Below are 10180 nucleotides of genomic sequence, written 5' to 3'. Positions count from 1 at the left end.
GGTTGCGGGCGACGTTCACGACGTCGTCCCGGAACTCCTTGGGGTAGGGCTTGGGCACGGTGAGCATCCTTCCAGCGGCACCTGTCGGCACCACAGATCAGATGTCACCTATCCGTGCAGCAGTCCCAGGCGGTCGGCGAAGGTGCGGCGGCTGTGGGGTGGGGCTGGTACCACTGTCCCGTCGTGGCCGGACCCGGCCACCGCCCGACGACCGACGGAGGGGCACCCGTGCCGACCGACCGGGACCAGGCGGTCCCGCCCAGCCAGCTGCAGGCCCTGCTCGACCGCTCCGCGATCACCGACGTCCTGCTGACCTACGCCCACGCCGCCGACCGGCAGGACCTCGCGCTCATCCCCAGCACCCACCACCCCGACGCCGTCGACGACCACGGCCGGTACCGCGGTGACCTCGACGGGCTGATCGAGTTCCTGGACCGCTACCGGGGCACCCTGCGGGCCACGACGCACCAGATGGGCCCGCCGCTGATCCGGCTCGACGGCGACGCGGCGCTGGTCGAGACCTACTGCCTGTACCGCCGCGAGCTGCACGGCACCCCGCCCGGGGAGGCGGTGCTGCAAGGCCTGCGCTACCTCGACCGGTTCGAGCGTCGCGACGGTCGGTGGGCCGTCGCCTCCCGCCGCGTGGTGCTGGACTGGGAGCAGTCCACGACCGACCTGCCCGCCGTCCCCAGCCCGGCGTCCTGGGTCCGGGGCGCGCCGGGTGCGGAGGACCCCTCGGTGCCCTTCTTCGGGCCGGCCCTGCAGACCCCGCCCGGCGCCGACCCGCAGGCCGGCTGACGCCCGGGCGGGGCATCGGTCACGGGCCGGCCGGCACCGACGCCACCGCCCGGCGCAGCGCGTCGAGGTAGCGCGGGAACTCCCGGCGGAACCGCTCGGCGACACCGCCCATGCCGAGGACGACCGGCTGGCCCTGGACGGTGACCGGCAGCTGCATGGCCAGCGAGGCCCCGCCCGGGAACGGCAGGTCCTCCGCGTAGCCGTAACCGGCCGCCTGGATCTTCTCGATGGTGTCGGTGACGTCGGCCAGGGTGGTGTGCTCGGTGGGGTCGGTGGTGGCGAGGTTGGCCCGGCGCACGTAGGTGGCGAGCTTGCCCGGCGGGGTGGAGGCCAGCAGCACCAGACCGGCCACCGACCGGGTGATCGGACGGGTGCTGCCCTCGTCGGTGTGGAAGCGCAGGGCGTGGGTCGAGGCGCGCGTGCGGATGTACTGCAGGTGCACGTCGTTGCGGGAGCCGATGAAGATGCCCTCACCGGTCTCGGCGTGCAGGTCGTCCATCGCGTGGATGACCTCCCCGGTCCCGAACAGGCTGCTCGGGATCCAGTCGCCGAGCCCGGTCACCTTCGTGGTCGGGAAGTACACCCGGGCGACCCGGTCGTAGTTGAGGTACCCGCCCGCGACCAGCGTCTTGAGCAGACCGGTCGCGCTGGAGACGGGGTAGCCCAGCGCCTCGGCCAGCGCGGTCATCGACTGCGGCTGACGGCTGACGCGGAAGTGCTCCAGGATCTCGATCGCCCGCGCGGCGGACTTCACGGAGTCCGCCGTCATGCTGCCCTCAATTTCACACATGCGAAATTAGCACTCGCGTTCCTGAATTTTCTACCCCTGCGAGCGCTCCCCGTGCCACTGTCGACCACGAGCGGTAACGCGGGTCACAGCCGACGACGAGGGAGACGGTGCGGGCATGGCAGGCAGGCTGGAGGGCCGGGTGGCACTCGTCACCGGCGGCGGGAGCGGCATCGGGCGCGCGATCTGCGAGGCGTACGCCCGCGAGGGTGCCGCCGTCGGCGTCCTGGACCTGAAGGCCGAGACGGCCGAGGAGGCCGCGGCCGCGATCACCGCCGCCGGCGGGCAGGCGACCGCGCTCGTCGGCAACGCGGGCCTGCGGGAGGACGTCTTCGCCGCCGCGGCGACGCTGCGGGAGACCTACGGCCCGATGACGATCGCGGTCAGCAACGCCATGTGGAACCGCTACGGCCCGCTCCTGGAGCAGGACGAGAAGACCATCTCGCGGATGATCGACGTCGGCTTCAAGGGCGTCATCTGGTGCCTGCAGGCCGCCGTCCCGCAGATGCGCGAGGCCGGTCACGGCGCGGTGGTCAACATCGCCTCGCCGGCCGCGGTCCTCGCGATGCGGCACGGGATCATGTACAGCTCGGTCAAGGGCGCGGTGGCCGCCGCCACCCGCTCGGCCGCTGCCGAGTTCGGCCCGGACGGCATCCGGGTCAACGCGATCGCCCCCGGTTCCACCCAGACCGAGGGCGCGCTGCGCGTGGTGGACGAGGACGGGTGGGAGCGCCGCCGCGCCCGGGTGCCCCTGCGCCGGCTCGGCCAGCCCGAGGACATGGCCGCCGCCGCGGTCTTCCTCGCCTCCGACGAGGCCTCCTGGGTCACCGGCGACATGCTCTTCGTCGACGGCGGCACCACCTACGCCTTCTCGTGACCACCGCGTCCGCACCGGTCACCACCCGGGTGGGGACCGGCGTCGACCTGCTGGGGGAGAGCCCGGTCTGGGACCCCCGGCTGCAGCGGCTGTACTGGGTCGACGGGGTGCGTCCGGCGCTGCGGTACCTCGACCCCGCCACCGGTGCGGTCACCGACGTCGCGGTGCCCTCGACCATCGGGTCGGTGGCGCTGACCGAGGACCCCGACCACGTCCTGGTCGCCCTGGTCGACGGGATCCACCGGGCGACGGTGGCCACGGGGGAGCTCGAGCCGCTCTACGTGCCCGCCCCGGGTGACCCGCGGGTGCGCTTCAACGACGGCAAGGTCGACCGGCAGGGCCGGTTCGTCGTCGGCACCATGGGCGTGCGGGCCGAGCCGCTGGGCGAGCTGGTCCGGCTGTCCCCGGACGGCACCGTGGAGGTGCTGACCACGGGCATCCGGATCTCCAACGCGGTGTGCTTCAGCCCCGACGGCGGCACGCTGTACTTCGCCGACAGCCTCGACCACGCGGTCCGGGCCTACCCCTACTCCCCGGGACCCGGGCCGCTGGGCGAGCCCCGCGTGCTGGCCGACACCGACCCGTGGGGCTCGGGGCCCGACGGCGCGACCGTCGACGCCGAGGGCATGGTGTGGGTCGCGCTGATCGCGGCCGGCACGGTCGCCCGGCTGCGCCCGGACGGGTCGCTGGACCGGATGGTGGACGCCCCGGTCGACCTGCCCTCCTGCATCGGCTTCGGCGGACCGGACCTGACGACGCTCTACCTGACGTCGATCAAGGACTCCGGCACCGGGCGCGCGGTCTCCCGCCACCCCGACGGCGGTGGCCTGTTCGCCCTCGACGGCCTCGGCGTCGTCGGCCTGCCCGAACCGTACTTCGGCACCAGCCCCGCACGGGGCGCGTGATGGACCCACGACGAGAGGGAACGACGATGACGACGACCCCCACGACCCGCCACGACGTGCTCGTCGTCGGCGCGGGCTTCGGCGGCATGTACGCGGTCTGGAAGTTCCGCGAGCTGGGCTACGACGTCGTCGGCCTGGAGGCCGGCGGCGACGTGGGCGGGGTCTGGTACTGGAACCGCTACCCCGGCGCGCGGTGCGACCTGCAGTCGGTGGACTACTCCTACGGCTTCCACGCCGAGGTGCAGCAGGAGTGGACCTGGTCCGAGCAGTTCGCCGCCCAGCCCGAGATCCTGGCCTACGCCAACTTCGTGGCCGACCGCCTCGACCTGCGCTCGTCGTTCCGGTTCGACACCCGCGTGTGCGGCGCGGCCTGGGACGAGGACGACCAGCGCTGGCGCGTCACCACCGACGCCGGCGACGTCCTCGAAGCGCGCTACTGCATCATGGCCACCGGCCCGCTGTCGGTGCCCAAGGACCCCGACATCCCCGGTCTGGACCGGTTCGGCGGTGAGCTGCTGCGCGCGCAGAAGTGGCCGCACCACCCGGTCGACTTCGCCGGCAAGCGGGTCGGCGTCATCGGCACCGGTTCGTCGGGCATCCAGATCGTGCAGGAGGTCGGCCGGTCGGCCGAGGAGCTGTTCGTGTTCCAGCGGACCCCGAGCTGGACGCTGCCGATGCGCAACCACACCCTCTCGGCGGACTACACCGCCGAGATGAAGCGCCACTACCCGGCGCTGCGCGAGTCGATGCGGCTCAACCCGACCGGTGGCACCCGGCCGGTGACGTCCCGGCCGTTCTACTCCCTGCCCCCCGAGCAGCGCCGCTCGGTCATGGACCACGCCTGGGAGGACGGCGGGCACACCTTCCTCGCCTGCTTCTCGGACCTGCTGACCAACGAGGAGGCCAACGAGGAGGTCGCCGAGTACGTGCGGGAGAAGATCGCCGGGATCGTGGAGGACCCCGAGACCGCCGAGGCGCTCAAGCCCCGCGGGTACCCGATCCTCGCCCGCCGGGTCTGCCTGGACACCGAGTACTACGAGACCTACAACCTCCCGGGTGTGCACCTGGTCGACTGCCTCAAGCACCCGATCGTCGAGGTCACCGAGACCGGCGTGCGCACCGAGGACGGCGAGACCGAGCTGGACGTGCTCATCCTCGCCACCGGCTACGACGCGCTGACCGGCGCACTGCTGGCCTTCGACGTCACCGGCCGCGACGGCCGGCGGCTGGCCGACAAGTGGGCCGAGGGGCCCGAGACGTTCCTCGGCCTGATGGTCGAGGGCTTCCCGAACATGTTCACCACCTGCGGGCCGAACGGCCCCGCGGCGCTGGCCAACATCATCACCATCTCGGAGAACGACGTCGACTGGATCGCCGAGCTGATCGGCTGGATGGGGCAGGAGGGCCAGACCTCGGTCGAGCCCTCGGAGAGGGCCGAGACCCGGTGGATGGACCACGTGCGCGAGCTCGCGGCCGGGTCGCTGGTCCGCAAGGCCAACACCTGGTGGACCGGGGCCAACGTGGCGGGCAAGCCGCGGGGCCTGACGATGTTCGTGGGCGGGTTCCACAACTACCGGGCGGCCTGCCAGGCCGTCGCGAAGGAGCAGTACGCCGAGCTGGAGTTCTCCGCCCCCACGGCCGGTGCCGCGTGAGCGCAGCGCCCGGGGCCGGCCCCCGGCGGGCCGGGTTCGACGCGGTGTTCCGGCCGCGGTCGATCGCGGTGGTCGGGGCCTCGTCCTCGGCCGAGAAGATCGGCGGCCGACCGGTCCGGCTGCTGCGCCAGCACGGCTTCCCGGGGGCGGTCTACCCGATCAACCCCGGTGCCGGGCAGGTGCAGGGCCTGCCCGCGTTCGCCGCGCTGGCCGACCTGCCCGAGGTGCCCGACCTCGTCGTGGTCGCCGTCCCGGGCCCGGCGGCGGTCGCCGCGGTGGCCGAGGCCGGCCAGCTGGGGGTCGGTGCCGCGGTCGTGCTCAGCTCCGGCTTCACCGAGAACGGCCCGGACGGCGCCGCCCTGCAGCGCGAGCTGACCCGGTCGGCGCAGGAGAGCGGCATCCGTGTCGTCGGCCCCAACTGCCTGGGCACGTTCAGCGTGCGGGAACGGGCCATCGGCACCTTCTCCATCGCCCTGGAGCAGTCCCTCCCCGACGCCGGCGGCATCTCGATCGTGTCGCAGAGCGGCAACCTGGGCAGCGCCGCGCTGAGCCTGCTGGCCCCCCACGGCGCCGGCCTGGCGCGGTTCGTGGCCACCGGCAACGAGGCCGACGTCGAGGCCAGCGACGCGGTGGCCTGGCTGGCCACCGACCCCGACACCTCCGTCGTCCTGCTGGTGCTGGAGACCTGCCGGGACTCCGCCCGGCTGACCGCGGCCCTGGGCCGGGCGCGCGAGGCGGGCAAGCCCGTGGTCGTGCTCAAGATCGGGACGTCGGAGGCCGGGCAGCAGGCCGCGCTGTCCCACACCGGCGCGCTCGCCGGCAGCGACAAGGTGTTCGACGCGGTGTTCGCCCGGTACGGCGCCCTGCGGGTGCAGTCGCTGGAGGAGCTGGTGCAGGTCGGTGCCGCGCTGGAGGTCGTGGGCCGGCGCCGGGTCGGTGCGCAGCCCTCGGCCACGGTCGTCGCCGCCTCGGGCGGGTTCGGCGTGATGATGGCCGACGCCGCGGCCCGGCACGGCGTGGGCATCCACCCGCTCGGGGAGGCCGCCCAGGCCCGCATCCGGGAGGTGCTGCCCCTGGCCGCCACCGCCAACCCGGTGGACACCACCGCCCAGGTGTCGGCCGACCCCGGCGTGTACGAGGCGGTGGTCGACGCGGCCCTGTCCGACGGGGCCAACACCACCGTGTGCCTGATGCTGTCCATGGCGATGGACGTGCCGCGGATGCGGGCCACCATGGTCGAGGGGCTGCGCCGGGTGACCGACCGGCACCGGGACCGCGCGGTCGTGGCCTGCCTGTCCGGCCCGGCCGACGCCGTCGCCGAGCTGCGGGGCCTGGGCATCGCCTGCTTCCCGTCGGTGGACGCCGCCATGGCCGGGGTCGCCGCCCTGGGCCGGGTGGAGCGGCTGCGGGAGGCGCCCGCGACCGCCGACGCCGCGGTGGAGGCCGCGCCGCTGGACCCCGCCAGCTGGCGCAACGAGGCCACCGCCCGGGCCGCCCTGCAGGCGGCCGGGCTGCCCTACCCCGTGGCCGAGACGGTCGGCTCGGCAGACGAGGCCGCCGCCGCCGCCGAGCGGATCGGCGGGGCGGTGGCGCTGAAGATCCTGTCCCCGGACATCCTGCACAAGAGCGACGTCGGCGGTGTCGCGCTGGGCGTGCGGGGGGCCGAGGAGGCCCGCGCCGCGTTCGCCGCGATCACCGGCGCCGCGACCAGCCACGCACCCGACGCGGCGCTGGACGGCGTCCTGGTCGCACCGATGGTGGGTGGTGGCACCGAGCTGATCCTGGGCACCACGACCGACCCGGGGTTCGGCCCGGTGGTCATGGTGGGCCTGGGCGGGGTGTTCACCGAGATCCTCGGGGACACCGTCGTCCGGCTGGCGCCGGTGACCGAGGACGAGGCGCGCGACATGGTGCGCAGCCTGCAGGGCTTCCCCCTCCTGGACGGCGCGCGGGGGCGCCCGCCGGCCGACGTGGACGCCGTCGCCCGGGCGGTCGCGGCGCTGTCGCGCTTCGCGGTGCGCCACCAGCAGGACGTGACCGAGATCGACATCAACCCGGTGCTCGCCGGCCCGCGGGGTGAGGGCGCCATGGCGCTCGACGCCCTGATCGTGCCGCGGCCCACCCAGCACGAGGAGGTCCCGGCATGACCGTGGACGCACAGCAGCACGTACTGCCCGACACACCGCAGGCCTACGGCGAGCACGCCCGCACGTGGCTGGCCGACAACCTCACCGACGAGCTGCGGCTGGACCGCGCGCTGGGCACCCCGGCGCCGCTGGCCGACCTCATCGCCTTCGAGGCCGCCCAGCACCGCGCCGGCCTGACCGGCATCACCTGGCCCACCGAGTACGGCGGGCACGGCCGCAGCCTGCTGGAGCACCTGGCCGCCAACCGGGAGATCGGACGGGCGCCGATGCCCGAGGCGGTGAACTCCATCGGCAAGGAGCTGGCCGGCCCCATCATCATGGCCGTCGGCGACGAGCGGCAGAAGTCCGAGTGGCTGCCGGCGATCCTGACCATGGACGACATCTGGTGCCAGGGCTTCTCCGAGCCCGGCTCGGGGTCGGACCTGGCCTCGCTGCGCACCCGCGCCGAGCGGACCGCCGACGGCTGGCGGGTCAACGGCCAGAAGATCTGGACCAGCGGCGCGTCGAAGTCCCGGCGGTGCCTGCTGCTGGCGCACACCGGCTCGCCCGAGGACCGGCACAAGGGCCTGCTGCTGCTCGCGGTGCCGATGCAGACCCCGGGCATCGAGGTGCGCGACATCCAGTCCATCGACGGCGAGCGCTCCTTCGCCGAGGTGTTCTTCTCCGACGTCCTGGTCGACGACGCCGACGTGCTCGGCGCCCCCGACGAGGGGTGGGCCGCCGCCACCCGCGTGCTGACCATCGAGCGCGCGACCAACCGGATGTACCGGGCGTGGCGCTTCGAGAGCGAGATCGACCACCTCGTGGCCGCTTGCCGCACCGACCCGCGGGCGCTGGCCCGCCTGCAGGAGCACGCCCGGCCGCTGGCGCAGCTGCGCGTGGAGGCCGAGCTGCTCAAGGCCCACGTCGAGCAGCTGGTGGAGGTGCTGCACGGGGGCGAGGAGATCGGCCCGCGCGGCAGCTTCCCGAAGCTGTACTGGTCCGAGGCGCACCAGCGCTTCGCCCAGCTGGCGTGGGACGTGGTCTCGGTGCTGCCGCCCGGTGCCGGGCAGCCGCTGCAGGACCTGCGCGCCCGGATGCAGCGCGTCTACCTGGCCAGCCGCGCGGAGACCATCTACGCCGGCACCACCGAGATCCAGCTCGACATCATCGCCAAGCAGATCCTGAAGCTGAAGAGGAGGGCCTGAGCCGTGTCCGACGAACTCGACCCGGCGGACTTCGCCGACGCCGCCGCATCCGCGGTCGCCCAGTGCGCCCGCACCGAGGGGCTGGCCGCGCGCGGTGCGGTGCTCGCCGAGACGGGCCTGCTGGGCCTGCTCGCCCCCGAGGAGGTCGGCGGCCTGGGGTTGCCGCTGCGCTTCGCCGTCCCCGTGCTGGAGGCCGCCGGCCACGGCCTGTTGGGCCACCCCCTGGTGGAGTCGGTCCTGCTGGCCCAGGCGCTGGCCACCCCGGCCCCCGAGCTCGCCGAGGCCATCAGCACCGGCGCGACGGTGGTCACCGTCGCCTGGTCGGGCACGGCCGAGGACGGCGTGGCCGGGCAGGCCCCCGGCGCGGTGGAGGCCGACCACGTGCTGCTCCTGCGCGCCGACGGCGGTGCGGTCCTGGTGCCGGCCGGTCAGCTGACCGCCGCCGACGACGGCGGGCTGGACCTCGAGCTCGGCACCGCCACCGTGCGGGTGACCGGCGAGGTCGAGGGCGTCGAGCTGCCGGCCGAGGCGATGGACGCCCTGCGCGGCACCGCGAAGGTGCTGCGCGCGGCGTTCCTCACCGGGTCCGCGGCGCGGTGCCTGGAGCTGGCCGTCGAGCACGCCGACGGGTGGGTGCAGTTCGGCAGCCCGCTGTCGGCGTTCCAGGCCCTGCGCCACCGGATGTCCCGCGACCGGCTGGCCGTGGAGACGATGCGCAACGCCGTCCTCCGCGCGGTGGGCAGCGCGGCCGGTGACGACCTGGCCCGCGACGCCGCCTGGCTCGGCGCGGCCGCGGCGGCCCCCGGGGTCGCCGAGAGCGCCGTGCAGGTGATGGGCGGCATGGGGTTCACCTGGGAGGTCCCCGTGCACCGTCACCTGCGCCAGATCCGCAGCGTCGTCGCCCACGGCGACGCCGGCGGTGACCTGTCGGCCCTGGGCGCCCGCCTGCTGGAGGGCACGACCAACGAGTGGTACCGGGACCTCGCCCATGCCGGGTGAGCGCCCGGCCGGCACGACCAGCACCGAGGAGTGACATGCAGAACGAGTTGATCAAGACGACCATCGAGGACCACGTCGCGGTGGTCACGATGGACGCGCCCCCCGTCAACGCGCAGTCGAGGGAGTTCACCGAGGAGCTGATCTCGGTCTTCGACGAGCTCAACGAGACCCCCGGTGTGCGGGCGGTGGTGCTGACCGGCAACGGCAAGTGCTTCTCGGCCGGGGCGGACCTGAAGTCCCGCGCCAAGGTGGGCCAGGGGCAGCCGGGGGACACCTACCGGCACCTGCGCCGCACCCGCGAGGTCGGGTTCGTGATCATGGAGATGAACGTCCCGGTCATCGCCGCGGTCAACGGCCCCGCGCTGGGCGCCGGGATGGGCCTGGCGGTCTGCTCGGACATCATCGTGGCCTCGACCAACGCCGTCTTCGGCCTGCCGGAGATCGACGTGGGCCTGATGGGCGGGGTCAAGCACACGATGCGGATCTTCCCGACCGGGCTGACCCGGCGGATGGTGCTCACCGGTGCCCGCATCCCCGCCGCGGAGCTCGAGCGCCGGGGCATCATCGAGGCCTCTGTGGACCCCGACCAGCTGATGCCGACCGCGCTGGAGATGGCCCGCACCATTGCGTCCAAGAGCCCGGCCGCGATCCGGATGGCCAAGCGGGCGCTGAACACGGTCGAGACGATGGGCTTCAGGGACGGCTACCGGTTCGAGCAGAACCTCACCGTCGAGATGACCCGCCACCCCGACAGCAAGGAGGCCATGGCCGCCTTCGCCGAGAAGCGGGCGCCGGTCTTCCGCGACGACGCCTGAGCGACCTCCCCAC

The 10180-nt window shown here is 74.0% G+C and carries 9 protein-coding genes; 8 read left to right on the top strand and 1 reads right to left on the bottom strand.

Features of this window, described 5'->3' with window-relative positions; genetic code table 11:
- The first annotated feature begins 228 nt into the window (after positions 1–228).
- Positions 229–798: a nuclear transport factor 2 family protein gene (locus TEK04_RS20125; protein WP_336406153.1), complete on the top strand. Its 570-nt coding sequence runs from the start codon at positions 229–231 to the stop codon at positions 796–798.
- A gap of 19 nt (positions 799–817) precedes the next feature.
- Here TEK04_RS20125 and TEK04_RS20120 read toward each other — a convergent pair whose 3' ends face one another.
- Positions 818–1567 carry an IclR family transcriptional regulator gene (locus TEK04_RS20120; protein WP_336406152.1) on the bottom strand — a complete coding sequence of 250 codons (750 nt, stop codon included), beginning with the start codon at positions 1565–1567 and terminating at the stop codon, positions 818–820.
- A gap of 136 nt (positions 1568–1703) precedes the next feature.
- On the opposite strand from TEK04_RS20120, the gene TEK04_RS20115 reads away from it, so the two are divergent.
- Genes TEK04_RS20115 through TEK04_RS20085 form a run of 7 tightly spaced genes read left to right on the top strand, consistent with a single transcriptional unit; the run spans position 1704 to position 10167 of the window.
- A complete protein-coding gene (locus TEK04_RS20115) occupies positions 1704–2462 on the top strand; it encodes an SDR family NAD(P)-dependent oxidoreductase (RefSeq protein ID WP_336406151.1) in 759 nt (252 codons plus the stop codon).
- Entirely contained in the window at positions 2459–3367 is a 909-nt protein-coding gene (locus TEK04_RS20110) for an SMP-30/gluconolactonase/LRE family protein (RefSeq protein ID WP_336406150.1), read from the top strand. Before TEK04_RS20115 ends, TEK04_RS20110 begins: the two co-directional genes overlap by 4 nt.
- A gap of 26 nt (positions 3368–3393) precedes the next feature.
- Entirely contained in the window at positions 3394–5019 is a 1626-nt protein-coding gene (locus tag TEK04_RS20105) for a flavin-containing monooxygenase (RefSeq protein WP_336406149.1), read from the top strand.
- Positions 5016–7166, top strand: a complete 2151-nt coding sequence (locus tag TEK04_RS20100; protein WP_336406148.1) for an acetate--CoA ligase family protein — start codon at positions 5016–5018, stop codon at positions 7164–7166. Before TEK04_RS20105 ends, TEK04_RS20100 begins: the two co-directional genes overlap by 4 nt.
- Positions 7163–8353, top strand: coding sequence for an acyl-CoA dehydrogenase family protein (locus TEK04_RS20095; RefSeq protein ID WP_336406147.1), 1191 nt, complete (start codon positions 7163–7165; stop codon positions 8351–8353). The genes TEK04_RS20100 and TEK04_RS20095 overlap by 4 nt, the downstream gene beginning before the upstream one ends.
- 3 nt (positions 8354–8356) lie before the next feature.
- Positions 8357–9352, top strand: a complete 996-nt coding sequence (locus tag TEK04_RS20090) for an acyl-CoA dehydrogenase family protein (protein WP_336406146.1) — start codon at positions 8357–8359, stop codon at positions 9350–9352.
- A gap of 35 nt (positions 9353–9387) precedes the next feature.
- Positions 9388–10167 carry an enoyl-CoA hydratase/isomerase family protein gene (locus tag TEK04_RS20085; RefSeq protein WP_336406145.1) on the top strand — a complete coding sequence of 260 codons (780 nt, stop codon included), beginning with the start codon at positions 9388–9390 and terminating at the stop codon, positions 10165–10167.
- Positions 10168–10180: the final 13 nt, after the last annotated feature.

Source organism: Klenkia sesuvii (assembly GCF_037083825.1).
Lineage (GTDB): Bacteria > Actinomycetota > Actinomycetes > Mycobacteriales > Geodermatophilaceae > Klenkia > Klenkia sesuvii.
This window is presented reverse-complemented; position numbering and strand designations above follow the sequence as displayed.

Bases quoted from the DNA above. Each gene is read 5' to 3' on its own strand.
- TEK04_RS20120 (WP_336406152.1), bottom strand. From the start codon at position 1,567: ATGACGGCGGACTCCGTGAAGTCCGCCGCGCGGGCGATCGAGATCCTG.
- TEK04_RS20115 (WP_336406151.1), top strand. From the start codon at position 1,704: ATGGCAGGCAGGCTGGAGGGCCGGGTGGCACTCGTCACCGGCGGCGGG.
- TEK04_RS20105 (WP_336406149.1), top strand. From the start codon at position 3,394: ATGACGACGACCCCCACGACCCGCCACGACGTGCTCGTCGTCGGCGCG.
- TEK04_RS20095 (WP_336406147.1), top strand. From the start codon at position 7,163: ATGACCGTGGACGCACAGCAGCACGTACTGCCCGACACACCGCAGGCC.
- TEK04_RS20085 (WP_336406145.1), top strand. From the start codon at position 9,388: ATGCAGAACGAGTTGATCAAGACGACCATCGAGGACCACGTCGCGGTG.